Annotated in this window: 22 protein-coding genes and 1 riboswitch; of the genes, 9 read left to right on the forward strand and 13 right to left on the reverse strand. The window is 38.8% G+C overall.

Annotated elements, in window-relative coordinates; all coding sequences use genetic code 11:
• The first annotated feature begins 89 nt into the window (after positions 1–89).
• Positions 90–1121 (forward strand): dipeptide epimerase, encoded by a 1032-nt coding sequence (locus OQ267_RS03235; RefSeq protein WP_265834874.1) that lies wholly within the window; start codon positions 90–92, stop codon positions 1119–1121.
• Here OQ267_RS03235 and OQ267_RS22415 read toward each other — a convergent pair.
• Together OQ267_RS22415 and OQ267_RS03245 are read right to left on the reverse strand one after the other, a co-directional pair.
• A complete protein-coding gene (locus OQ267_RS22415) occupies positions 1099–1296 on the reverse strand; it encodes a DUF6358 family protein (RefSeq protein ID WP_029281176.1) in 198 nt (65 codons plus the stop codon). The genes OQ267_RS03235 and OQ267_RS22415 overlap by 23 nt on opposite strands.
• A gap of 118 nt (positions 1297–1414) precedes the next feature.
• Positions 1415–1732 (reverse strand): rhodanese-like domain-containing protein, encoded by a 318-nt coding sequence (locus OQ267_RS03245; protein ID WP_088301097.1) that lies wholly within the window; start codon positions 1730–1732, stop codon positions 1415–1417.
• Positions 1733–1856: 124 nt separating this feature from the next.
• Here OQ267_RS03245 and OQ267_RS03250 point away from each other — a divergent pair, with 124 nt between their 5' ends.
• The 3 genes from OQ267_RS03250 (at position 1857) to OQ267_RS03260 (ending at position 6216) form a co-directional block, all read left to right on the forward strand.
• Entirely contained in the window at positions 1857–2981 is a 1125-nt protein-coding gene (locus OQ267_RS03250) for a DUF4407 domain-containing protein (RefSeq protein ID WP_265834875.1), read from the forward strand.
• 79 nt (positions 2982–3060) lie between these two features.
• Entirely contained in the window at positions 3061–4893 is a 1833-nt protein-coding gene (locus OQ267_RS03255; protein ID WP_265834876.1) for a M61 family metallopeptidase, read from the forward strand.
• Between the two features lie 18 nt (positions 4894–4911).
• Positions 4912–6216, forward strand: a complete 1305-nt coding sequence (locus OQ267_RS03260; RefSeq protein ID WP_265834877.1) for a M20/M25/M40 family metallo-hydrolase — start codon at positions 4912–4914, stop codon at positions 6214–6216.
• 94 nt (positions 6217–6310) lie between these two features.
• Here OQ267_RS03260 and OQ267_RS03265 read toward each other — a convergent pair whose 3' ends face one another.
• From OQ267_RS03265 to OQ267_RS03285, 5 genes are all read right to left on the reverse strand, one after another.
• On the reverse strand, positions 6311–6805 hold the full coding sequence (locus OQ267_RS03265) for a GNAT family N-acetyltransferase (RefSeq protein ID WP_088301093.1): 495 nt from the start codon (positions 6803–6805) through the stop codon (positions 6311–6313).
• On the reverse strand, positions 6802–7362 hold the full coding sequence (locus OQ267_RS03270) for a thiamine pyrophosphokinase (protein WP_088301092.1): 561 nt from the start codon (positions 7360–7362) through the stop codon (positions 6802–6804). The genes OQ267_RS03265 and OQ267_RS03270 overlap by 4 nt, the downstream gene beginning before the upstream one ends.
• Before the next feature lie 63 nt (positions 7363–7425).
• Positions 7426–8718, reverse strand: coding sequence for a hypothetical protein (locus OQ267_RS03275; protein ID WP_265834878.1), 1293 nt, complete (start codon positions 8716–8718; stop codon positions 7426–7428).
• Positions 8719–8792: 74 nt separating this feature from the next.
• Positions 8793–9422 carry a thiamine phosphate synthase gene (locus OQ267_RS03280; RefSeq protein ID WP_265834879.1) on the reverse strand — a complete coding sequence of 210 codons (630 nt, stop codon included), beginning with the start codon at positions 9420–9422 and terminating at the stop codon, positions 8793–8795.
• A gap of 252 nt (positions 9423–9674) precedes the next feature.
• A complete protein-coding gene (locus OQ267_RS03285; protein ID WP_322974739.1) occupies positions 9675–12116 on the reverse strand; it encodes a TonB-dependent receptor in 2442 nt (813 codons plus the stop codon).
• A gap of 54 nt (positions 12117–12170) precedes the next feature.
• Positions 12171–12245, reverse strand: a riboswitch (TPP riboswitch).
• Between the two features lie 293 nt (positions 12246–12538).
• Between OQ267_RS03285 and OQ267_RS03290 the strand changes: the two genes are divergently transcribed.
• The 3 genes from OQ267_RS03290 (at position 12539) to OQ267_RS03300 (ending at position 15818) form a co-directional block, all read left to right on the forward strand.
• On the forward strand, positions 12539–13414 hold the full coding sequence (locus OQ267_RS03290; RefSeq protein WP_265834880.1) for a lysophospholipid acyltransferase family protein: 876 nt from the start codon (positions 12539–12541) through the stop codon (positions 13412–13414).
• A gap of 72 nt (positions 13415–13486) precedes the next feature.
• Positions 13487–14680 carry a serine hydrolase domain-containing protein gene (locus OQ267_RS03295; RefSeq protein ID WP_265834881.1) on the forward strand — a complete coding sequence of 398 codons (1194 nt, stop codon included), beginning with the start codon at positions 13487–13489 and terminating at the stop codon, positions 14678–14680.
• Positions 14681–14774: 94 nt separating this feature from the next.
• Positions 14775–15818 (forward strand): hypothetical protein, encoded by a 1044-nt coding sequence (locus OQ267_RS03300; protein ID WP_088301086.1) that lies wholly within the window; start codon positions 14775–14777, stop codon positions 15816–15818.
• Positions 15819–15886: 68 nt separating this feature from the next.
• Here OQ267_RS03300 and OQ267_RS03305 read toward each other — a convergent pair whose 3' ends face one another.
• The 4 genes from OQ267_RS03305 to OQ267_RS03320 form a co-directional block, all read right to left on the reverse strand.
• The gene (locus tag OQ267_RS03305) at positions 15887–16447 is read right to left on the reverse strand and encodes a type 1 glutamine amidotransferase domain-containing protein (RefSeq protein WP_088301085.1); all 561 of its coding nucleotides are present in this window, start codon (positions 16445–16447) and stop codon (positions 15887–15889) included.
• Between the two features lie 195 nt (positions 16448–16642).
• Positions 16643–17389, reverse strand: a complete 747-nt coding sequence (locus OQ267_RS03310; protein WP_265834882.1) for a glycosyltransferase family 2 protein — start codon at positions 17387–17389, stop codon at positions 16643–16645.
• A 1-nt stretch (position 17390) separates the two neighbouring features.
• The gene (locus OQ267_RS03315) at positions 17391–17741 is read right to left on the reverse strand and encodes a PDDEXK nuclease domain-containing protein (protein WP_265834883.1); all 351 of its coding nucleotides are present in this window, start codon (positions 17739–17741) and stop codon (positions 17391–17393) included.
• Between the two features lie 9 nt (positions 17742–17750).
• Positions 17751–19022: a glycosyltransferase family 4 protein gene (locus OQ267_RS03320; RefSeq protein ID WP_265834884.1), complete on the reverse strand. Its 1272-nt coding sequence runs from the start codon at positions 19020–19022 to the stop codon at positions 17751–17753.
• A gap of 83 nt (positions 19023–19105) precedes the next feature.
• Here OQ267_RS03320 and OQ267_RS03325 point away from each other — a divergent pair, with 83 nt between their 5' ends.
• On the forward strand, positions 19106–22282 hold the full coding sequence (locus OQ267_RS03325; protein ID WP_265834885.1) for a S41 family peptidase: 3177 nt from the start codon (positions 19106–19108) through the stop codon (positions 22280–22282).
• 135 nt (positions 22283–22417) lie between these two features.
• Positions 22418–23170, forward strand: coding sequence for a class I SAM-dependent methyltransferase (locus tag OQ267_RS03330; RefSeq protein WP_265834886.1), 753 nt, complete (start codon positions 22418–22420; stop codon positions 23168–23170).
• Here the strand turns inward: OQ267_RS03330 and OQ267_RS03335 are convergent.
• Together OQ267_RS03335 and OQ267_RS03340 are read right to left on the reverse strand one after the other, a co-directional pair.
• The gene (locus OQ267_RS03335) at positions 23165–24616 is read right to left on the reverse strand and encodes an alpha-L-fucosidase (RefSeq protein ID WP_265834887.1); all 1452 of its coding nucleotides are present in this window, start codon (positions 24614–24616) and stop codon (positions 23165–23167) included. The genes OQ267_RS03330 and OQ267_RS03335 overlap by 6 nt on opposite strands.
• A 38-nt stretch (positions 24617–24654) precedes the next feature.
• Complete coding sequence (locus tag OQ267_RS03340; RefSeq protein ID WP_265834888.1) at positions 24655–25572, reverse strand: sugar transferase; 918 nt, start codon at positions 25570–25572, stop codon at positions 24655–24657.
• Between the last annotated feature and the right edge of the window lie 122 nt (positions 25573–25694).

Below are 25694 nucleotides of genomic sequence, written 5' to 3' on the forward strand. Positions count from 1 at the left end.
TATTGGATGAATATAATCAAATGTTTATTCATCCTATGATTAGATTTTAATGATAAATTTCCAGTCATATATTAAGAAGACGATTGATCATGATGATTAGTTACAAGCCTTTTGAATTAGAATTAAAATATCCTTTTTCGATCTCCAAATTTACACGTACCAGCACCCCTATCATGCTGTTGAAAATTAATTATGGTGAAATGGTGGGATATGGAGAAGCATCTATGGTGCCTTATATGGGTGAAAGTGATGAAACGGCACAGGCTTTTCTGAAAAAGGTAGATCTGAGCCAGTTTACACATCCTTTTAATTTTGAGGAGATTATTCATTATCTGGACCAAATAGCACCTGGTCAGCCAGCTATTAAAGCCGCCATTGATATTGCCTTGAATGATATTAACGGGAAGATTTTAAATAAGCCCTGTTATGAAATATATGGTGCAGATCCATTAAAAATGCCGGTAACTTCTTACACCATCGGGATTGACACGCCCGAGGTGATTCGTGAAAAGTTAAAAGATGCTGCACGGTTTAAAGTCATTAAAGTAAAACTGGGGCGGGATAATGACCGGGAAATTATTCAAACCATCAGGAGCATGACAGATGTTCCCCTTTACGTTGATGCCAACCAAGGCTGGACTGACCGGATTAAAGCCATTGATCTGATTTATTGGCTTCATCAACAGGGGGTGGTGTTAATTGAGCAGCCTATGGATAAAAATGATCCTGATGGAAATGCCTGGTTAACAGCGCGCAGCCCGATTCCCTTACTTGCAGATGAAGCGGTACAGCGTTTAAGCGATATGGATAAACTGAAGGGAGCTTATCATGGCATCAATGTTAAACTGATGAAAAGTTGTGGGATGTATGAAGGCCATCAAATGATTTTGAAAGCCCGTACTTTCGGAATGAAAGTGTTAATTGGCTGCATGAGTGAAACCAGTTGCGCCACATTGGCCGCCGCTGCCCTGGCACCACTTTGTAACTGGGCAGATTTAGATGGCCCCTGGTTAACCAAAAATAATCCATTTACTGACCCAGATTTTGAAGAGGGAAAGTATACTTTAACGCATATGCCAGGCTTGGGCTTACAGGGGGTTACTTCGGGTCTTTTTCTTTAAAAGATTTTCGAATGTCTTTGGTTAACTGATATTTAAAATAAAATAAACAGCAAACTACACCTACTAAAAATCCCGCAGGAAGGTATTTAGCATTATTGTAACACCATACTAAACCAAAAATGGAAAGGATGATGGCCAGATTATAAAATATATTTAGTGCGAATTTTTTACCCACAGTGTAAAGGATTGAATGAGGAAATGATTGAATGAGGAAATGAGTGAATTTTGAATGAAAGAATGATCGAGTTGCCTAGCGATTGCTTCATTCACTCATTCAAAATTCACTCATTATTTTAATATACAGGCATATTTGGATCAAAAGCCTCTTGCCAGGCCAAAATCCCACCTTTTAGGTTATACAAATTTTCATAACCGTATTGCGCTTCCAATTGCATCACTGCGGCTGCACTTCTTTTTCCGCTGCGGCATTGAATAATTACCGGTTTATCTTTCGAAACCTTATCAGCCTCAATTAAAATTCCGCCTAGTGGAATATTTTCACCATCCAGGTTGGAAACTTCATATTCGAATGTTTCACGAACATCGATTAATTGAAAATCTTCTTTATTGTCGATTTTCTCTTTTAGTTCTTGTACCGATATTTCTTTCATTTTGATTTTTGTGTTTGTGCAAATATAGGGAATTCAATTTTACGGTTAACATCAAAAAAATACCACATAATCTGATGTTGGTCTGTAACAACTTTAACACTTAGGCGTTTAACTATAAAATAAAATGGACAAGCTGAATCGTTTCTTTTGGTTTTGTTCTGGTGCGCATATCCCAACACTGGAAAAGTATCCATCTGAGCAAAATAAATATACAGGCATTGGTGCCACTATCTTTTTTACAGGATTATTTGCTGCCTTATCTGGTGGCTACGCCATGTACTTTGTTTTTAAAGGCGATGACTTAGCCGTTGTTTTTGCGCTGATATTTGGATTTTTATGGGGTGCGGCTATTTTTAACATGGATCGGTATATCGTATCAAGCCTTAACAAAAGTGCCGGCACAGGCAAGCAGCTTTTACAGGCAACACCGCGTATTTTACTGGCGATCATGATAGGGGTGGTTATTTCCAGACCCATTGAGCTTAAAATTTTTGATAAGGAAATAAAAGAACGCTTAAAAGTTAGTTACCTGAATGGGCAACGATCTAAAATTGACACCTTAAATAAAGCATTTGAAAACAAATACCAGGTTGAATTTGGACGGCTCAAGCAGCAGAAAGCCACACGTGATTCACTGGAAAAAGGAATCAAGGCTGACCGGCAGAAATTAAATTTCGAAATTTTTGGCAATAAAACAACAGAAACTTCTGGTGTGATGGGCTACGGACCTTATGCAAAACGTAAAGAGGCAGAAATTAAGCAGCGGGAGGTAGAGCTTGATTCATTACGGTCAAATATCAATAAATCGGAATCATTTGTAGATCAGCGCAAGGCATTTGACGGCTTGTTTACCGAAAACCTGTATACTAAAAAGCAACTGGATAGTTTGGCTAATCTGGCGGGTTTTGCTGATCGGAACTGGGCCCTGGGGCAATTAAAATTTAATGTAGACGGCACGCGGGATAACAATACCGCCACCGCAGTAACTTTTATCGGCCTGCTTTTTGTCTTTTTTGAATGCCTGCCTGTTTTCGTAAAACTCATGAGTGCCCGCGGACCTTATGATTATGCCACGGCTGACGGCGATGATGTGTTCATTTATCAATCTAAAAAAGATAAGGATTTTTATTTTGAAGTAGCCGATAACATTCATGAAACCCGGGTTGATGCAGAATCATCCAAACGAAAAGAAATCATTAAAGGAAAAGCATACCGGGATCTGGAAAAGTACGATTGGGACCAGGATTAACCAACAGCTTAAATGTTATTAATTATTTTACATCTTAGCTCGCGCATTCTTAGTAATTTAAGCCCATCAAACCTCTTTTATGAAGAAATTTTTAGGCACAACCATATTTAGTGTGCTTTCGCTTTGCGTTTTCGCTCAAAATGAAATTAGTTATACCGTTTCGTTTCCAAATGCAATCCATCATGAAGCTGAAATCGCCATGAGCATTCCTGATGTTCCTGCCGGAAACTTAATCGTGAGGATGAGCCGCTCATCTCCCGGGCGATATGCCACACATGAGTTTGGTAAAAACATCTATCATCTTAAAGCTTTTGATGCAAATGGCAAGGCATTAATCATCAAACAATCTGCCGGTGATGTGTATGAAATCCCATCGCATGGCAACCATGTAAAAGTAACTTATACCTTGTTTGGCAACTGGATTGACGGTACTTATGCCGGTTTCGATGAAACACATGCACACATGAATATTCCGGCAACTTTTGCTTTTCCGGTGGGAATGGATGATCGTCCGAGATTGGTAAAGTTTGATTATAAAGACAAACCGCAATGGAAAGTAGCCACTCAGCTCAAACCATTGGCTAACGATACTTATTTTGCGCCTAATTTCCAGTATTTTATGGATAGTCCGGTAGAAATAGCGGATTACAAAACAGCCAAGTGGGAAGTTAAAAACAAGGATGGGAAAATACAGACCATTCACTTCATTGCACATGCTAACGATAGTCAGCAAACGATAGACCAGTATGCAGAAATGCTGAAGAAAATGGTGGATGAACATTTTGCCGTCTGGGGCGAATTTCCTAGCTATGATTATGGTAATTATTACTTCCTTGATGATGTATATCCGGATAATGCCGGTGATGGAATGGAGCATCGGAATTCTACTTCTATCGTGCAGCGCACACCAAAAATTGAAGGTTATGAGGCCAATTTGCTGGGCACCTTTTCGCATGAATATTTTCACAGCTGGAACGTAGAGCGTCTTCGTCCGAAAACACTGGAGCCTTTCAATTTTGAACATTCTAATATGAGTGATGAACTTTGGCTGGCTGAAGGATTTACACAATATTACGGCGGTTTACTGCTCACCAGATCCGGATTAAAAACAGTAGATAATGCTATTCAAGCTTTCACCGGAATGGTGAATTCAGTTTTGAATACCCCGGGAGCAAAGAATTTTTCACCCATCCAGGCCAGTCGTTATGCCGTATTTGCTGATGCCGGTGTGGCAATTGATCAAACCAATGCAGCTAATACTTTTCTTTCTTACTATACTTATGGTGCAGCTACGGCCTTAGCCCTCGATCTCCGTTTACGTGCTGAATTTAAGCTCACACTTGATGATTACATGCGTGCACTTTGGAAAGCTTATGGGAAGCCTGAAATTGCTTATACTATTCCTGATTTGGAAAAAACGTTAAGCGAGCTGACCAAAAATCAAGCATTTGCAAAGGATTTTTTTAGTCAGTATGTTTATGGAACAGATAAAAATGACTATGCAAAGCTTTTGCTTCATGCTGGTTTTGTATTGCGTAAAGCTAATCCCGGAAAGGCATATGCGGGTTTCGGGCGGTTAAATTTTACAAACGGCAAAGTAGTTTTACCACAAACTTTAATCGGTTCTCCCGCTTACCAGGCAGGTTTAGATGTCGGGGATATTATTTTAACCATGGATGGAAAAGAAATTAAAACCATTGCCGATATGGATCATGTAACTGCAGCACACCAGCCTGGCGATAGCATTCCGGTGAGCTACCTTTATCGTGGTGAAGAAAAAACAACCCAGTTAATTTTTACAGAAAATCCCACTTTGGAAATCATCACAATTGAAAAAACCGGAGGGACATTAACACCGGCTTTGCAAAAATTCAGGGATAATTGGTTAAACTCGCAGGTAAAATCTAAATAACAGCAAAATATATAGTTTATGAAGAAAATATTTTTTTTAACGCTTGCTGGCCTGGCCAGTTTACAGCTCAACGCACAAAACATTGATAAAATCATCACCCAAGAATATACCGACCATCTGATCAAAACCTTAAGCAGTGATGAGATGCAGGGGCGTGAAACCTTTACCCCAGGTATAGATAAAGCAGCTACATTTATCGAGTCTGAATTTAAAAAGATAGGACTTCAACCCTTAACAGGAGAAAAAAATTTTAGACAGACATTTTATAAATATCAGGTTGCGAATGTAAGTAAAACGATTAAAATTGATGGGAAAGAGATTGCCCCCGAAAATTTAATGGTTACGGGCATCACCACAGAAAGTGTTACGCTTGATAAATCTAACACTACAGTTGTTAAATTAGATCCTGAAAAACCATTTGTAGCTCAGTTTAGGGCTATGCTGAATACCAATAAAAATCAGATCGTATTGATAGACAGTAAATTTGCAGATCTTTTTAACCGCTATAGAGACCATTTTAGTAAGCCAACAACTGTTGATGAAAAAGATATAAAAGCAACGACTAGTGTTGTACAGGTTTTTGTGTTAGGTAAAGATGCCGCAACAGATTTTTCAGCAACTTTTAAAAGCAAGGTAACCCAAATGCCATTGTTCAATGTTGCAGGTGTAATTCCAGGTAAATCAAAAGCTAAAGAACTGGTTGTTTTCTCCGGGCATTATGATCATTTAGGCGTACTTAAAACAGTAGATGGGGATAGCATTGCGAATGGAGCTGATGATGATGCTTCAGGAACAACAGCTATGATTGCGTTGGCTAAATATTATAAAACACAAAAAAATAATGAACGTACCTTGATTTTTGTGGCCTTTACGGCTGAAGAAATCGGTGGTTTTGGCGCAAGGTATTTTTCAGAAAAATTAAATCCTGATGATGTGGTAGCCATGTTTAATATTGAAATGATTGGGAAAGATTCTAAATTCGGTAAAAACACCGCATTTATTACGGGTTATGATAAGTCGGATTTTGGAAAGATTTTACAGAAAAATTTAGCTGGCACAGAATTTACTTTCCATCCGGATCCCTACACCGAACAGAATCTTTTTTATAGAAGTGATAATGCAACTTTAGCTGCTTTGGGCGTGCCGGCACACACCATTAGTACGGATCAGATTGATGTCGATAAGTTTTATCATACCGTGAAAGATGAGTATAGCACACTGGATGTGGAAAATATTTTATCAACAATTAAGGCGATTGCCAAGAGTGCAACTTCCATTGTAAATGGCATAGATACGCCCACCCGAATACCAAAATTAAAATAGCATATTCGTTTTTAAGTTTCAATAGCCTACCATAAAAAAGCCTCAAATTATCAGTTCAATACTATAATTTGAGGCTTTTAAATTTTAATGAAGACTAAAATTTGTATTCCATCACATAGTCATCCATCAGAAAGCCTTCACCAATATCAATTTTTACCGATTCTTTGATGGTAAAGCCCCCTTTCAGGTAGAAATCTTTTGCTTTATTATACTTGTTAACATTCAGTTGTAATGCTGATGCTCCGGCTTCTTTCGCCTGATTGAAAATTTCATTGATCAGCAGTTTACCTACACCTTTACCATGGGCTGATGGCAGCACATAAAGCTTATGGAGTTTGTATATTTTTTCTTCAAGGTCAATAATGGAATAACCGGCAAATCCATATTGGGTTTCATTATCCTCAGCAATTAAGAAAATATGCCCTTCCATCAATTGCTTTAACAATTCCCCCTTACTGTACATTTTTTCAAGCATGTAATCAATCTGATGCTGGCCGATAATTTCAAGATAGGTGGATGGCCAGGTTGCTGCAGCAATATCCCGAATGATCTCAATATCTTGTTCTTTGGCCTTTCTTAATGTAATCATATGGGTTCACTGATAAAAATGGGTTGTCCGGAAAAAGTAAATTCTACGAAGCCATCTTTAACCACTACAAAAATTTCTTCTTCTGTCTGCGTCAGATTGGTGACTTCCAGGTATCGGTTTCCGTGGATCAGAAACTCACTTCCTGCGGGCTTCCATACAGAAAAACCAGATTTAATAGGGTAATGTTTCGCTTTTTCTGTGAATACAACGAGGTTAATCTGGTCTTCGAAACCAGCGAATTTTTCCAAATCAAATTTTTTGGCAATCACATTAACTGCCGGATATTTCTCTTCATATAAATAGTTGACGGCAACCATTAAGGCATCAACTGGGCCCTGAATAATTTTCGTGTCTTCCTGTACATCTTCTGTTTTTCCATTTACCAGCACATCCACTTTCAACCCAAGTGAGAAAATTTTATCATAGTTTTCACCATTAACCAACAGTGTTGGGCTCCACTCCAACAGTTGACCCAATAACTCCTCGTTAAAATTTCCAAGCTCATCTATATATAAAGCCGGCTCTTGTTTTTCTTTTACAATATGGTGTGATGACATAATGCGAAGATATAAATTTCGCATTAAGTACGGTACATTAAGAATCAGCTGCAGGTAAAATGATTAACGGTTATAAGGGTATTCACTTACCCAATGAAATCCCCTGTTAATGAGCCTGAAATCGTTAAGATCTTCCCTTTTAAAGCTTACCGATATAGCGTCTTGATCGCTCAAACCAGAGAAAACCAGTTTGTCTTTTCCAATAAGATGGTAGCTTAACATATATTTTGATGAATCTTTAGCGGTAGATTTTAATACCAGTTCTTTCTTTTTCTGATCAAAAACAGCAGTGAAATTAACTGTACTATCATTCATCTTTTTTATCCTCGCATAACCTGTATAATTGATCACCATTTGTTTCCAACGGATGCTATCGGTAGTTAACGGAAGCAATGTTTTATCGTTAAGCCTCATGTCTTCTACATTATAAATACCATATAAAAATGCTTTAGGTGCCACACTGCCATAAGTTTTGGTTTGTTGGATGAAAGTATACAGCAAAGTAATCATTGAGGCGGTGATATACAGATATTTCAAACTATAGGCCGAAATGTAAAGCCAACGCTTTTTAAAAGCAGGGCGGTACATTTTATTGAGTTGCTGAATTTCATATTTGATGAAGAAACGGTACAGTGTTAAGAAATGAGGGGCCAGAATAAAAAGGCTCATGACTACAAGCGCGGTTGAAAGCAGTTTTACAGGTACGTCGAAAAAATAATTCATCGACATAACATGTACAGTTGCCGCCAGGGATAAAAAGGCACCTACCACTACCGTTCGGCGGAACAATAATAAAACAGCAGAAACTTCTACAACACCCATAAAGATATTGTATCCTTTCGAAAAGCCCAGAAATGTCCATGCAAGGCCCATAGGTGAGGCATCGCCAAAAGGTTGTAAAAGTCGGTTTAACGAAGGATCGGGAAATTGAAGTTTGATTACCTTTAATAAACCATATAATATCAGGGTAAAGGCCAGATAAAACCTCACCAGTACTACGAGCCAATAATAGGCCGCATTGTAGCCTTTACGTTTGCGGTCGAAAACTGACCAAATGATACAGCCGATTACTGAAACCAAAAATATAAAAAGCAATAATACCCAATCATATGAGGTATCACCACTGCCGTTGGTGGTGATTGTAAAATCGTAATTGTAATTGATGACATGTTTGGAAAACCACGGAATGAAATGATGTAGCACCAAGCTTGGTAGCTGCAATATGCCCGAGAGAAATGGGAAAGCCTCGTTATTGTTTAGGATGATAAAAAGCGGCAATAAGAGAAAGAAAAACCTGAAAGCGATTTTTGTATAGATATTCCAGGGGGGGCTGGTTTGAGAAACATTTTCTGACATGCTGGTTAGGATTTATCCCAAAACTAAAAAATATCCAACTGGCTTCAAATGATAAAATGTTAATTCACAGCAATTTATTTAACTAAGTTGTAAAAATCCTGATAAGCTTCAATAAAATCATCTGCAGAATAGATTGCTTCAGATACGGCGATTCCATAAATGCCTGTTTGCATTAAAGCTTCTGCATCGTAAGTTTTTATCCCGCCAACGGCCAGAATGGGTGTAGTGATTTTTAGAGATTCAAGCTGTGGCATGATGGTAGCATATCCTTCCACGCCTAAAAGGGAAAAATCATTGGGTTTAGTATTTGTGCTTGCAAAAGGACCAAGTCCGATATAATCTGCTCCTGCTTTAGTCAAGCTGAGCATATTTTCAATTGTATGTGCAGTGCCTCCTAAAGTAATATCGTTTCCTACTAATTTGCGCAGGGCGATAAAATCTGCGTCCAGATCTTCCATATGAAATCCCTGAATATCTGCCTGGCCATTTAAATGAATATGGTTGGTCACGATTAATGTTGTACCCCAATCATCACAGATTTCGGCAATAACATTGATTTCTGCTAAAAGCTCTTCATCTGTTTTATTTAAACAGCGATACTGTATCCACTTCGCTCCTGCCTCACAAGCCATTTGGGCTTGTTCAATATGTGTTAATTGTGGAATGTCGTGCGTGATATATTGAAGTTTCTCAATGTATTTCATAATGATGTGATTCAGTTGGGCGAAAGTATAAACCCGAAGGTATGAATATATCGGATGAACTACATAAAAGTATTATAAGGGCAATTACGCTGAACAGCTAATCTTTTCAAACAGCATTAACCGACAGGAGGATGTTTGCCAGTTCATCTCTGCAAATGGATTAGATCAGTAATGTAAAAAATATAAGTTGAGAGTCTATCTTATTTTTTCTTACATTACTGATGGGGCAAAGAATTAAAAAAATGATAAAGACTAAAATTTCACATTTAAATTCAACAGCAAGTTAGTGCCTGCCTGTGGGTAATAAAAATTTTCTGTAATCCTGCTTCCACCTGAAAGATAACCGTAAGTGTAGCCGTTGCTTTCGTATTTTTTGTCAAACAGATTATTCACCAATAAACCGAGATTGACATTTTTTACGCCTGCAAATTTAAAGTTATAGCCTAAACGTGCGTTACTCACCCAATAGCCATTAATTGTTCTATCATTGTTTTGCGTGTTATCCAGGTACTGTTTGCTGACATATTTACTTTGCAGGGCAATGGCAAAACCTGCTACCGGTTTGTAAACCAATTCGCCGAATAATACGGCTGCGGGTGAGAAGGAAATGTCAGTTAATGAATAATGATTAACCACCTGGCCACCGTTATCGTAGTCGTCATAATATTCCGTAAAATTTTTGATTTTGTTTCTGCTGAATGCTGCATTTGCATTCAGTGCGAAAGATTTATTAATGGTGTATGAACCATCCAGCTCCATCCCCAAACGGTAGCTTTTATCTACATTCTGACGGAAGTTACCACCAACATCATTGATTTTTCCGGTAACCACCAGCTGGTTTTTATAAAACATACCATAAGCATTGGCACCTAAGTTGAAGCGGCTGTTTTTGAAACGGTAACCAAGTTCAACATCATTTAAGCGCTCCGGTTTTGGGAAAACACCAGCCGCCGCATCTACATAATCGTCACGGTTGGGCTCTTTATTGGCTACGCTGAATGATGCATATAAATTGCTTTCAGTATTGATGAAATACGTGGCACCTAATTTTGGATTGAAGAAATTTAACTGATCATTAATGGCCAGTGTATTTAATTTATTCTCCGTTCCGGAAATATCATAATAAACCCTGCGGTATTGTAAATCGGCAAATAAGCTTAGCTGTTCAATAGGACTATAATTTACTTTTCCGTAAATATTAAAGTCAGTTTTAAAACCTTCGTTATCATAATAATGCCTGTCTATATTTCCGTTGGATGCATATTGCGCCCAGATAATCTGTCCGAAATGTGCTCCTTTATATTCATTATATGCACCACCAACTGTAAAGTTTAAGTTTTTTTGTGGTACATAGTTGAAGGCATAGGTAACCCCATAAAAATCATTATCAAGCCAGCGGCGACGGATTAAATCTGTATTGGTTATGGTTGTCTGACCAACGATAACCGGGTTTAAACCATAATCACTTAGCTTATTATCTGTCCTGAATTCCTCATAATATCCTTCTCCCTTTGTATAGTGCAAAGCCCCGTTGAATGAGAATTGATCAGAAAATTGCCTTGCATACAGCAGCTGGTAATGATTTTGCCAGTAATTATCCGTTTGATTATGATAAGTAAAACTGTTATACCGGCGGCCGGAATTTAGTAAGTTTGCGGCATCATCAGCATTCAGACCATTCCTTTCTATATAAGCCTGCATTCCGGCAACATCATTGTTTAATCTTGATTCAGGTATTCCATTCCAGGATTGATAGGTTTTTTCCGATCCCGCAAATACGTTTACCCTTAACAAATCTTTATTGCCATGATAAGCACCTGAAAGAAAGTATGATTTTAAGAGTGAGGCTCCCCTATCAACATAGCCATCAGAACTGATTCTTGACAGGCGGCCATCAAAACTAAAACGATTATTGATTAAACCTGTCCCTACTTTTACCGTGTTTTTCCAGGTATCGAAACTGCCATAGGTATTATTTACCTCGGCGTAAGGCTCCATTTCACTGGCTGTGGTCTGAATATTTAAACTGGCACCAAAAGCACCTGCGCCATTGGTAGAGGTACCTACACCACGCTGAATCTGGATATTATCTACCGAAGAGGCAAAATCGGGCATGTTAACATAAAAAGTTCCCTGGCTTTCACTATCATTAACGGGAATACCATTTACGGTGACATTAATCCGGCTGTTATCGCTTCCGCGGATGCGAATTCCGGTATAGCCTACACCTGCGCCTGCATCCGAATTCACCACCACTCCTGGTGTGTTCTGCAGAATGAAGGGCAAATCCTGTCCGAAATTATTTTCTTCAATCTCGGCTTTGGTTACGTTTTTATAGGTGGTAGCTGATTTTTCATTCGCCCGTGTGGCCCGAACAATTACCTCATCTGCCAGGAAATTTTGTTGAAGCAGCGTGAAATTTAATACGTTGTTTCCATTAAGCGTGATCGGTTTTTCCTGCGTTTTATAACCCACATAACTGACCAGAATGATATAATTCCCGTTCGATAAATTACTTAAGGTATAATTGCCATCCGCATCGCTTAATACCGCAGTTCGCTGGTTTTTGATTTTGATGGTTGCACCCGGTAGGGCGTTTTGATTGTTATCCGTTACTTGTCCGGTAATGGCATTTTGTGCCGATGCCAGAAAAGGTAACATTGCAACAAGCGCGGTAAAAAGTAAATTCTTCAATGTTTTTTGTTTTAGTTAAACCCATCAGAAATAGGGGTACTCCCGATTTTAGTTAAACTTCCATAACTCCAATCCCTACGCCGGCATTATCCGGATCAGGTGCATCTAAGGTAGAGGGATGGAGGGTTTAAAGGCAGAGGGTTTACCTTCTTCCTTTTCAGCTTTAGCCTTCTACCTAAGAATGGGTATGATCTCAGCCCGTTTTTGTGTTTATAACAAACAAGGCACCCCCAATGATGGCGCAAATGTATAAAAATATGTTAACGATTATTTAATTATTTATAAAATAACCAGGTAAAATTAATCACTTCCGGTATTTTTTGTCAGTTGAAGTTCAAACTGAAAGCAGCACTTTAAATCTAACATTAGCATGGCATAAATTTTTTAGACCCTTTTTAATTTTATGCTTCAACTAATCTCGTGTGATCAATAAGTACGTTTCTCATTTGGGTATATTGCTGTTGGGGGTATTATCTTTGCTCCCCTTATCCCTTTTATATGTCCTGGCTGATGGTGTTTATTTGCTGCTTTACCATATTATTGGTTATCGCAGAAAAGTTGTCCGAGAGAACCTGCAGAATGCCTTGCCGGAAAGAACACTTAAAGAAATCATCAATATTGAAAAGAAATATTACCGGTATCTGGCTTCATTGATTTTTGAAGTGGTAAAAATGAGCCGCATCTCGCGGTCTGAAATTGAAAAAAGGTTTGTCTTTAAAAATAAGGAACTTGCTCTATCTTATTTAAAGAGGGGAGAAAGCATCCTCATTTGCTCTGCACACTACGGAAACTGGGAATGGGGTACCTTAGGTCTTGGCCTGAATTTCCCCTGTGCGCATTATCCAATTTACAAGCCCCTGAGCAATCCGGTTTTTGACCGATGGTTTAAAGGAGTAAGAAGCCGCTTCGGGAATAAGCTCATCGCTATGCGCCAGACCATGCGGGCTTTGGCTGCTGGCAAAAATAAACCGAGCATGTTTAGTTTTGGGAACGACCAGGCACCATCCAAGGATGAGTCACATTACTGGACCACCTTTTTACACCAACAGGCCTCCATCCAGCTGGGGATTGAAAAGATTGCGAAAAGAACAAACCGGCCTATCTTTTATTTACAGGTAAAGGTTTTAAGACGTGGATATTATGAAGTAGACTGTGTTCCCTTATGCTTAAATCCTGCGGAAACAGATGAATTTGAGATTACTGAAATGCACACCCGTTTTTTAGAAAAAATCATCAGAGAAGAACCCGCTTACTGGTTATGGAGCCACCGCCGGTGGAAGTATAAGCCTGCGGCATAAACAGAAATTTTTTCAGGCAGAACAAAGGAACAGGCACTAATCGTTTATATTTGTTTGCCTAATGGATTATCCATGAAAACTTTTAAACGTACCCTCATTTATGTGTTTAGCTTTCTGCTGCTGTTTTTTGCCTGCCTGTTCATCTGGCAACCGTATCTGCTGAAAGTGTTGTGGTATCGTACCCCTGATGCAAGCACCTATAAAGTTTTTCCTCAGGAAGTGATTCATAAAAGCGATTCAGCCTTTCATTTTATTCGGGCAGAGAGAATGAGAAACGACATCGATACCCTTCAGGTTCGCGACGGCAGCCATCAATCCATTCCCTTTGGTGAATATTTTAAAAAGGGGAAGTTAAATGCTTTTATCGTCATCAGAAATGACAGCATCCTGTATGAAAAATATAGTGAAGGGTATGCTGATACTACCTTAACCACAGTATTTTCTGGTGCCAAAAGTATGGTTTCGGTTCTTTTGGGGCAGGCATTGAAAGATGGTAAGGTTCAGAATTTATCACAAAAGGTAACGGATTATATTCCGGAATTAAAGGCTAATCCGGCTTTTAAAAATATTACCTTGAAAAACCTGCTGGACATGAAATCCGGACTGGAATTTAAAGATGCTTATGGCGGAATAATTAAAGCTTTTCTCTCGGATGAAGCCAAATACTATTATACGGGTGATATGAAAGCGGAGCTGATGAAAGTGAAACTGGTAAATAAACCAGGCACGGTGTGGAAGTATAAAAGTATCGATCCGATTTTGCTGGGCTGGGTAATTGTTCGTGCAACAGGAAAAACACTGGCAAAATATACTGAAGAGAAACTGTGGAGGAAAATGGGGACGGAGCATGATGCAAGCTGGGGATTGGATCAGGAAAATGGCCTGGTTAATACCGCCAGCAGGTTTCAGGTTTCGGCCATTGACTGGGCAAAGGTGGGCCGTTTATACCTGAACGGCGGAAGATACAAGGAAAATCAGATTGTGCCTCAAGATTGGGTGGAACAATCAATTGATATCGGGAAAGAAGTACCCGCATCTGCAAAAGGCTGGCAAAAATCAGCCCATCATCACTTATGGTGGATTCCGCAAACAGGAGAGAAAGGCGATTTTGCTGCGGAGGGCATGCTGGGACAGCGATTGTATGTAGATGCCAAAACCGGAACCATTATTGTTCAGTTTGCGGAGCATGGTGCCGGTGATTATCCTTACCGGAAAATCAGCAGATACTTGGCCGGTTTGCCATTTCATTATTCGAGAGGGAATTAACCATAGAGCGCACGGTGTTTCACGAAGAGAAAGAGGTAAAATTTACGCTGTTTTCTCTGTGGTAAAAAAAATTAAAATGCTACATTGTCTCTGAATGGAAAACGAAGACGTAAAAATCCTTAAAAAAAAACCAATTTTTCCGGTTACACCAGCTTTACAAAAGTATTTGCGCAAATACCAGCGTGAAGCCAAATTGCCCATTGGCTATCATGATTTGATGCAGTTTAATGAAGCTTTCCCTTTAATGGATAAGTTCGGAAAGGATTCGCTTTGGGAAGGTCCGATTTATGCGCAAGACCTGATTGAAACATTACACAATGGCTTAAAGGAGATTTATGCCAATCTGAAGGCATCAGGAAACCTGCGTATTGTAGAACATAAATACATTGATAAAATTGAATATTGCACTTTTGGAAATACCCATCCCTTCCGGATCAGAATCGTTAACCGCCTGAATGATGTTTACGATTATTTCTACATTAAAAAGGCCGATGCCTCCCGTATTTATGGTTTGGAAATGGAAGAAATCCTATCTCCAAACCAGGTCAATTACCTGGTTGATGGTGATACGCTGGTAGAAGAACATATCGCAGGCATTCCTGGAGATGTGTTTACAAAGGGTCAGTTGTATACCCCGGAATTTAATCCAACACGTATTGCCAAAGAATTTGTAAAGTTTAATGAGCGTTGTTTGATTATGCTGCTGGGCGATATGAGGGCTTATAACTTCGTGGTGCAAATCACACCTGATTTTGATGATATTCAGTTTAGAATCCGTGCAATCGATTTTGATCAGCAGTTTTATGAAGGTAACCTGAAGGTATACTTACCGCAGTTTTTTAAAGAGAACCTACCTTATGTAAAAATGAGTATGGAACAGCTTACCGAAAAAACCGTATTGCAATATCAGCAGGAAGAACGGTCTTCTATTGTGCATCGGGTCAGGAGCGAACGACATCGCCTGACAGATCTTAGGGATGTATCTAATAAAGAAGAATTAACCACGCCCGAAAATATTGCCGTTTTGAAACAAGGTATGAGTGATTACTTTAAGGATGCCAATTATCTGAAGTGTACAAACATGACAGATATAATTGAACTGAATATCAAAAATATCATCAGGCAGGTAAAGCTATAAAACTAAAAACGGCTGGTAAAATTACCAACCGCTTTTTGAGTGAATCTAGAAAGAGCGTCTAAAAACGTTTAGGCATGCTGACCTTCATGTACTCCTTCTGCAAATTCCTCTACAATTTTATCGTTAAAAGCTGGTAAATCTTCAGGAGTTCTGCTGGTTACCAGGCCCTGGTCTACCACAACCTCTTCGTCACTCCATAACGCGCCTGCATGAATTAAATCTTTAGAAATGTTTTTCACAGAGGTCAATTTTCTACCCTCTACTACTTCAGCATTAATTAATGTTTGCGGACCATGGCAAATTGCTGCAACTGGCTTCCCATCTGAAAAAAATGATTTCACGAAAGCAATGGCATCTTCATTTACACGTAGCTGGTCAGGATTGATTACTCCTCCAGGCAATAATAATCCATGATAATCTTCAGCATTTGCTTCTGAAATGGTTTTATCTACATCCACTTCTATAGACCAGTGATCCTGATCCCATGCCCTGATTTTTCCACTTTTTGAGGAGATGATGTGAACGGTTGCGCCCTCTTCTTTTAACCTCTTTACTGGCTCGGTTAATTCAACTTCTTCAAATCCGCTTTCTGAAAGTACAGCAATAGTGCGGTTACTTAATTGTCCCATAATCTTTTCTGTTTTAAATAAGTGATGTATTTAAGACAACATTAATGGAATTTTTGTTTTTATAAATTTAAAGTTAGATGCTTCTTTTGTCGTCAGTTACAATGGCCATTACACAAAGTACAAAGGAATTGGATTTAATTTCAGTTATCGGGAAATTATCATTAAAAAACTTAAGAATTAGATATATTTCAGATGTTAATCATTTGTTCGTCTGTGTTTTATAAAATAAAATGCTAAGTTCCCTGCAATGACAATATGATTTAAAACGTTTGGAATTAATCCATAATATTTCGTGAAAATTTCAAATCTTTCTTTCAGGCTTTCCCGATGCTTTTTCTTGCTCATGCCACCAACTAAATATTTGGCCACATAACGGTGAACATTCACAATATTAGAAGCCTTTTTGGTTGCTTTTATAATCCAGTCGATATCAGCGCTGTATTTGTATTTTAAGTCGTAAGGTTCAGTAATGCTTCGTTTAATGTAAATAGCCTGGTGGCTGATGTTCATACCAAACTGAAAACTTTTCCAGTTAAAATTTTCCGGTGCTTCATGACGCCGGCGGCCTAAACTTTCCCAGTTATCGTTATACATTTCCGTTTCTCCATAGTAGATATCTGCACCGGGTGCAGCGTCAAAAACATCTTCCACCGTTTGCTCATCATAAAGCTCATCGCCGGAATTCATGAATAAAACGTAATCACCGGTAGCTATTGCGAGGCCTTTATTCATGGCATCGTAGATTCCTTTATCTTTTTCTGATATGAGTTTAGCAATATTGATTTTATATTTTTCAATAACTGCTAAAGTGCCGTCAGTTGATTTTCCATCAATTACGATATATTCTATGTTTTTATAGGTTTGATTTAAAACAGAATTAATGGTGCGTTCAATATCCCGAACGTTATTAAATACAATGGTGATGATGGTTAATTTAGGCATACTAATCCATTAATTTTTTTAAGGTTTCCACATCAGGTAAAACACCTTTATATGCCGCAGGTAAAACGGTACTTGTTTTATAGGTTGCAACACCCATGGTTTTACTAAAATCTCTGAAAGAAAACTCTGCTACTTTGTTTTTCTTTTCCTTGCACAGAATAACCCTGATTGATGGCTGTTCATGGGGTTGTTTAATGTACTCATCCAAAGCTGATAAATAAAAATTCATTTTGCCTATATATTCAGGCTTAAACAGTTCTTTATTAACCAGCGCAGCTGCCCTATATTGACGCTGAATAATTGCCGATTTCAAGGCTTTGACATTATTGATACGGCTTTCAGATAGTTCCATAACTTATGATTACTTCGGCTGTAAATCAATTAATGTTTCATACAAATGAATGTGCTCAGCTGCAATTACCTCTTCTGAAAAATGAGTTAAAATGCTCAATCGCGCAGCTTTCTGAATCTCTTCTTTATTCGGGCGATGATACAACCATTCAATTCCATTGGCTAAATCTTCTGCATTTTCATATTCTGCCAGGTAACCGTTTTGCATGTGCTTCACCATATCCGGGATTCCGCCTGTAGTAAAAGCGATTACAGGTGTGGCGCAAGCCAGGCTTTCCATTACCGTATTGGGTAAATTATCTTCGAGCGAAGGCGTAATAAAAGCATCCGCAGCAGAATAGCATTTTGCCAAATGATCGTCATTGCTGATTGTGCCTAAAAAAGTAGTTTTAAAAGGAAATTCCGGCATTTCAGCATGATCTTTATTGCCAAATATCACCAGCTCAAAGTTATCTTTTTCAATTCCGGGGCGCCGGGATAAAATTTCTAAAGCTTCAATTAAATAAGGCGTGCCTTTATGCTTATCATTTTTAGAAGGCATAAAACCACTCATCAGCACAAATTTTTCAGGATCGATTTTTAGAATTTTCTTTGCTTCCGATTTAACATAGGGCTTAAATATCCTGGTTTCAATGGTATTGGGAATTACGGATGCTTTTCTTGTACCAAGTAAACTACTAAACTTAACTGATTTTGCCATCCAATTGCTTGGTGCCACAATATGGAAATTGAGTTTAGTGTAAGCTTTTTGTTTGCGCAACCAGGTTTTATGAGATATATCATCCTTATTGCTGATTTTTAAAACCGGACAATTGCCGCATTGCTGATGAAAGTTTTCGCACCCGTAACGAACATGACAGCCCCCTGTAAAGGCATTGCTGTCATGAAAAGTCCATACAATCGGTTTTTCCAGTTCATCAAGTTCTGTTAAAAACTTAGGCGTTAGAAAACCATGATTAATCCAGTGTAAATGAATAATATCTGCATTTTTAACCGCCGGATGATTTTTAATTGATCGGCCAAACCACTGCAGACTAAATGGTGTTTTTACAGATTTACTTAACCATTTTGCATAATACCTTTCGGATAAAATATTATAAACAGCTTTAGCCTTTTGTATAGGAGATTTAGAAAAAGTATCAATTTGCGGATTTTGTCCAAATTTATAATACACCAGAACTTGTGAGTCAATCCCATTAGCTTTTAAAGCATCGCTCAAACGCAAACAGGCTCTTCCTGCTCCGCCGTTTCCATCGTAGGTATTTAGGTGTAAAACTTTCAAATCAATCAAAAATACATTTTATTGTTTACGAATATAAAATCTGTTGCGTAATTTCAAATTTCTTAAGCCAACAAACAAAAACCATGATCAAAACCGTATTGAAATCGCTTGCGGCAATGGCATTTTTGCTGCCCTGCCAAACATTTGCGCAAAATCAAACTTATTTCGCTTCATTTCCTGCTTTAACGCCTGATGCGCAAACAATAGTATTCAGCTACGATGGCGACATCTGGAAAGTTCCGGTAAAGGGTGGTGTAGCCGATCGGATTACAGCCATGCAGGGTGAGGAAATTAACCCCAAAATCTCTCCTGATGGCAAGTGGCTTGCATTTTCGTCCAATCAGTTTGGTAACCATGATGTTTATGTAATGCCTTTGGCTGGCGGCGATATTAAGCAGCTTACTTTTAATGATGCTGCTGATGAAGTAGACAACTGGAGCTGGGATTCCAAAACCATTTACTTTACTTCAGGAAGGTATAATTCTTTTTCCAGTTATAAGGTAAGCATCAATGGTGGAACAGCAAACAGGTTGTTCGAAAATTATTTTAATACTACCCATCATATTGCCGAAGCTCCGGATGGGGCATTATTTTTTAATGATACCTGGGAGAGCTATCGTTTTCCAAACCGGAAGCATTACAAGGGCGCATACAATCCGGATATTCAATCATACCATCCGAAAACAAAATCTTATCAGCGATATACGGATTATATCGGTAAAGATTTCTGGACCAGCATTGATCAGAAGGGGAACATCTTTTTTGTGTCTGATGAAGGGAATGACGAATATAACCTGTACACCTTCATCAACGGAAAGAAAACAGGATTAACCAGTTTCGCAACCTCCATTAAGCGGCCTTTTGTTTCAGCAAATGGCACTACCGTGGTTTTTGAAAAGGATTACCAGCTGTATACCTATGATGTAGCTTCAAAAAAGGTCGAAAAAGTAAATATCAGCACATCAAGAAATCAGGTGTTGAGTAAGGAACAGGAATATGATGTTAAAGGCAATATTTCCAATTTTGATGTTTCAACAGATGGTAAAAAGATTGCTTTTATTTCGCGTGGCGAAGTGTTTGTAAGCGATGCCGACGGAAAATTTATCCGCAAAATTACCAATAGCGGCGAGCGTGCAATGGAATGTAAATGGCTTGCCGATAACAAAACAATCTTGTTTAGTCAAACCTATAATGGTTATCAAAACTGGTTTAGCATGACCGGAGACGGAAAAGGAACAATCAAGCAGCTCACTAAAGATAAAGCAAATAACCGGGATATATGCCTCAATAAATCGAAAACGATGGCGGTGTATCTGAGCGGCAGGAACGAATTGAAATTAATGGACCTGAAAACTTTTGATAGTAGAACTTTGCTTACAGATGAGTTCTGGGCATTTCAAAATTCGGCTCCAAGTTTTTCACCGAATGATGAATATGTATTGTTCACTGTATACAGAAATTTTGAGCAGGACATTCTGGTGCACCACATTAAAAATAATAAAACCATTAACCTTACCAACACTAGTGTAACAGAAACGGCGCCTGCCTGGTCACCTGACGGGAAGTATATCTATTTTACCAGTGCCCGTACCAAACCAAATTATCCGATGGGCATGTTTGATGCGCATATATACCGCATGGCTTTAAACAATTACGACCAGCCTTACCGGTCTGATAAATTTGATGATTTGTTTAATGAAACGAAGCCTGCCGAAGTAAAACCATTGGAAAAAACAATTAAAAATGGAAAAGTTAAATCTGATTCCAGTAAATCTAAGCCAACGCCTAAACCTGCTAATGTAATCAGCATTAATACACAAAATATTTTAGACCGGATTGAACTGGTAGGGCCAGGTTTCGGAGGGCAGTTTGGAACGGATGTTTTTGCAAAAGGAGATAAAAACTATATCTTTTATCGTTCCAACCATGAAGGCGGTGCACCAGGTTTTTACCGCACTACTTTAGCGCCTTTTGAAGCCAATAAAACAGAAAAAATCACAGATGGTGGGGATAATTCAATTATGCAGTCAGGCGATAGTTTTTTTATATTATCGCGTGGCGTCATCAATAAATACAATCTGGAATCCAACAAGCTGGATAAAATAGACCAGGCATACAAATTCACCCGCAATTTAAATGCAGAGTTTAACCAGATGTTTTATGAAACCTGGGTGGGTTTGGATGAAAATTTTTATGATGAAAAATTTCATGGTGTAGACTGGGATAAAATGAGAACCCGGTATGCTACATATTTGCCTTATGTAAATAACCGAAGCGATTTACGGATTCTGCTTAATGATATGTTAGGTGAATTAAATTCATCGCATATGGGTTTTAATAGTTCGGGAGTAGAAGAGCGCAAAAACCTGAATTATACCACCAATGAAACAGGAATCATCTTTGATCAGCAAAATCCATTTAAGGTGACGCGTATCGCCGCCAAAAGCAACGCAAACCGCTTTGGTGTGAATATATTACCCGGCGATATTTTAACTGCGGTAAACGGAATTAAAGTTGATGAAAAAATTGATCGTGATTATTATTTCAGTAAACCTTCTTTGGATCAGGAAATGACGCTAACCTTTGATAGAAAAGGCAAGCAGGTTTTTGTCAATCTGCATCCGGAGAGTGCCGGGACTTTAAGGGGAAATCTTTACGATGAATGGATCAGCAATAACCGCAAGAATGTGGATAAATGGGGGAATAACCGGATTGCCTATTCATACATGAAAAATATGAGTGGCGGAGAGTTGGAAAATTTCCTGCTTGATATGGTTGCGCAGGAAGAAAATAAAGAGGCCATTATTCTTGATCTCCGCTACAATACAGGCGGAAACGTGCACGATGAAGTATTAAAATTTCTCGCTCAACGGCCTTACCTGCAATGGAAATACCGTGGTGGAAAACTGGCCCCGCAAAGTAATTTCGGACCTGCAGCCAAACCTATTGTGTTGCTGGTTAATGAGCAGTCATTAAGTGATGCGGAGATGACCGCCGCAGGATTTAAACAATTAAAACTCGGAAAAATTATTGGTACTGAAACCTACCGATGGATTATTTTCACCTCTGCAAAAGGCCTGGTAGATGGTTCTTCTTATCGTTTACCCTCATGGGGCTGTTATACCATGGATGGTAAAAATCTGGAAAGTGAAGGTGTAAAACCTGATATTTTAGTGAGAAATACCTTTGAAGACAGGTTGGCTGATCAGGATCCACAACTGGAACGGGCAGTGGCAGAAATTTTAAAGGATTTGAAATAGATCAATATCGTGCTGCCGGATTGATTTATTGCACCCAATAGCCTCATAACAATTGTGCAATAAATCAATTTGGCCATACTACCTTTCAGTTTTACTATTCTTTTCCGTTTCTTTGGAGCGGAATTGAATTATAATATGGCAAATTTATTAACCGACAGGGCTTTTTGGGTAAATTATTGGGAAAGTAAAAAAGGGCTTGCCGTTCAGCTACCTGAAAATTATTTGTTCCATCGCCAGCTTACAGAGATTGTTGAACAAAATCAGGTCAATTCTGCGATTGAACTGGGTGGTTTCCCAGGCTATTATGCTGTATTTTTAAAGAAATATTTAAACCTGGACGTCACACTTTTAGACTATTTTGTTCATCCCCCGGTAGTGAATGAATTACTGAAAAAAAATGAACTGGACGAAAAAGATATTCAGATCATTGAAACAGATTTGTTTAGCTACCAGCCTGCACAGCAATATGACCTGGTATTAAGTTGTGGTTTAATTGAACATTTTAATGATACGGCTGATATTATTAACCGCCATATCAATTTTGTAAAGCCTGGTGGGATACTATTTATTACTTTACCAAATTTTAATGCTGTTAACGGCTGGTTTCAAAAGAACTTTGATAGGGAAAACTATGATAAACACAATATCAATAGTATGAATCCGCAATTATTAAAATCCATTTGCGAAAAGGCCGGACTAAAAGATATTGAATCAGGTTATTTCGGTCGTTTTAGCGTTTGGTTAGAAAATGAAAATCAGAAACCTGCTGCTGTAAGGCTGTTTAAAAAAGCAGTGTGGTTAACAGGTAAAGTGCTCACCAAAATCATCCCTTTCGAGAGCAAAAGTTTATCGCCTTATATTGTTGTTCAGGCTAAAAAGCCGCTATAAGGCTTTTTTATAGAAGCCCACTTCGCTTAATGTGATACAAACCGGCGACTTTGTGATATTGATTCTTACTTTATTTGAATGAACGGGTTGCTCAAGTTTAATTAATCGCTTTGCGCCAATACTGGTGCCGGTATAGATTTTTTTCCACGTATTTTTTTCCAGGATTTCAATGTCATAACCCGCTATTCTCTGGCCTAGCGGAATATATTCCTGTAAACTGATGATATCAAAAGTTTTAGCCGTTTTAAGGTTAACCTCAATCGTAGCCTCATGTATCTTGTCATTGGTTGCCCAATAAGTATTTTTGTTGCCGTCTAATAGCTTTCCTGCAAAGTAATTTTTGCCCCTGCTGTTTGAAGCTTTGATTTGAGCGCCTTTTGCTAAATTATTGGCAAAGGTATTCCTGACCATATCGCCAAAAGTTTTCAAAGCGATTACATCATCATCATGAAGCTGTCCGCGGGGATCAGGAGCCAGGCCTAAATCCAGTCCTGCTCCCCGGCCAACACTTTTCAGGTATAAATCAAAAAGCATTTCAGGCGTTTTTGGTTTTTCTGCAGGATGGTAAAACCAACCCTTGCGTAAAGGTACATCACATTCGGCAGGCATCCAGAATTTCCCGTTTCTGATCCCTTCAGGGCTTTGGGGGTAATTGGCCTGGCCAGGAACGGCTTCACTTTTTCCATCTGGGGCCATAGGTGTAAAAGTTGCCCAGCTGGTTTCTGCGGCATGGCCTTCTTCATTTCCCACCCAGCGAACATCCAAACCTATATCGCTAAAAATATTGGCCATGGGTTGCATTTTCCTGGTGATGCCCCAGGTGTTTTTCCAATCGTAATAAGTGGTGTTGTCAATCGATCGTTTCTCTCTCGCACCTCCATAAAATCCATCTCCGCCATTTGCACCATCATGCCAGCTCATAAAAAGTTCGCCGTAATTGGAATATAATTCTTTCAGCTGTGACTGATAGAGCGCTAAATATTGATCTGTTCCATAAAGCGCGCTATTTCTATCCCATGGTGAGCAATAAATGCCGAATTTTAAGCCACTTTTACGTACAGCCTGCGCTATCTCCCTAACCAGATCACCTTTGCCGTTTCGGAACGGACTTTTGGTAATGTTGTAAGCTGTTGTTTTGGTTGGCCATAATGCAAAACCATCATGATGCTTCGCGACTAAAACAATACCTTTCAATCCGCCTGCCTTTGCTGCTTTGATAATCTGTGCCGCGTTAAAGTCTGTCGGGTTAAAAATTTTGGGATCAGCATCTCCAAATCCCCATTCCTTATTTTCGAAAGTAGTTGGGGTAAAATGCATGATGCCATAAATTTCTACATCGTGCCAGGCCAGTTGCCTTTTTGATGGTAAAGCTCCGTAAGGTTGCGGTGGAGTTTGAGCCAAAGTATGTAAAGAGAGAAGTAAAAGTATAAAGAAAATAGATCTCATGATTTATCGTTTAACTATTCTAAAATACAAAAAATAGCTTACCACCGGGGAAAATATTGTGCCAACTTCTCTGTTAAGAAGCGTTTTGCCCTGACCATGATACCTCCTTTACGTGTTGCCAGGAAATTTTTTATCGTTTCATAGGCATCCTGGTTTTCTTTAATTACATCCGGAAACTCAGAAATTGGTTTGGGGTTAATGATCACATTATAAATGTCGTTGATGCCGGAATGTACGCCCGTACCGTCATGGCCGATATTATTGACCAATGATTGTGAGGGGTTTAAGGTTAAGCCATTTTGCAGAAAAATAGAAGCATACCAGCGGATAGCCCAGCTGTTATTTTTGCCTTTCTTGAATTCCTGCATCTGTTTCCAGAAATTCATGGTATGATCAATAGAGAAAGCAGTCTTTTTTTGATGATCGAACTTGCTCATGAGGGTATCAATATCTGGTTCAAAATTTTTCCATGCGCGTTCCCAGGTGGCCCAGCCCCAACTGGTTGCTGCACGAAAGAAAAAAGACTCTGGAAGATGGTTGGTTTTTAAGGGATACATGTATGCCCCGATATGCATCACTTGTTCTTCCTTCCGATAACGATTTAAGGCCTCATTGAAATAAGTAAGGGTATGCGGAGAAGTGACCAGGTCATCTTCAAAAACAATCACCTGACCATACTCGGCGATCAATTTGCTCACACCGGAAATGATGGAGTTAGCGAGGCCAGCGTTTTCTTTTTTTTCAAAAATCTTAACCGATTTAAAACCATCAGTTTTTTTTATCATTGACCGCACTTCTGCTACCTTATCCTCATCCTGGATGGTTTTCGCGCCATCAGAAAAGATAAATAACCGGCTTTCTGCAGCAAGTTCATTTTGTTGCAAAAACTTTAATGTCCGTTCGGTATGCAGTGGACGATTGTAAACAAAAAGGGCAATTGGGGCAAGATTTTGCATGCGTTGATTTTATCGGTACCTATATTAACACTTCAATGATAACCTTTATCCGATTAAATTTTGAATATCATATTGGTTTGATGCAAAAATATATTAATAAATTGATTCATATGTTTCGTTTA

The organism is Pedobacter sp. MR22-3, assembly GCF_026240075.1.
Lineage (GTDB): Bacteria > Bacteroidota > Bacteroidia > Sphingobacteriales > Sphingobacteriaceae > Pedobacter.